Annotated in this window: 1 pseudogene; it reads right to left on the bottom strand. The window is 69.4% G+C overall.

Annotated features, from left to right (window positions below):
* Positions 1-386 (bottom strand): annotated as a pseudogene (locus tag FY251_RS22165) (mannose-1-phosphate guanylyltransferase); the annotation flags it as partial.

The raw sequence follows: 386 nt of genomic DNA, 5'->3' as shown, positions 1-386 counted from the left end.
CCCCCACGAGGTCTTCGACGCCGACGGCGCTGACGTGCCCGTCGCTCGCCAGCACGTTCCCGTCGGCGTCGATGGTGACCGCCTCCCCCAGCACCGCGTTTCCGTCTTGTTTGTCGAGGATGCGCTCGAAGGCGTCCCACGAGCCCAGGTCGTCCCAGTCCAGCGCCGCCGGGACGACGAAGGCGTTCTCGGCGTTTTCGAGCACAGCGTAGTCGATGCTCACCGGGTCAACAGCGGCAAAGGCGGCGTCATGGTCCCCGTCGTCGAGTCGCTCGACCATGGGTGCAAGCGGCGACGACGCCGCGGCGGACAGGAGGGCCGTCGGCGTCCACGCGAACAGGCCGGCGTTCCAGTAGAACCCCTCCCGGACGTACCGCTCTGCGGTC

Source organism: Haloferax sp. KTX1 (assembly GCF_902410085.1).
GTDB classification, from domain to species: domain Archaea; phylum Halobacteriota; class Halobacteria; order Halobacteriales; family Haloferacaceae; genus Haloferax; species Haloferax massiliensis.
Note: the sequence above shows the minus strand (reverse complement) of the source record. Positions and strands in the feature narration are given on the sequence as shown.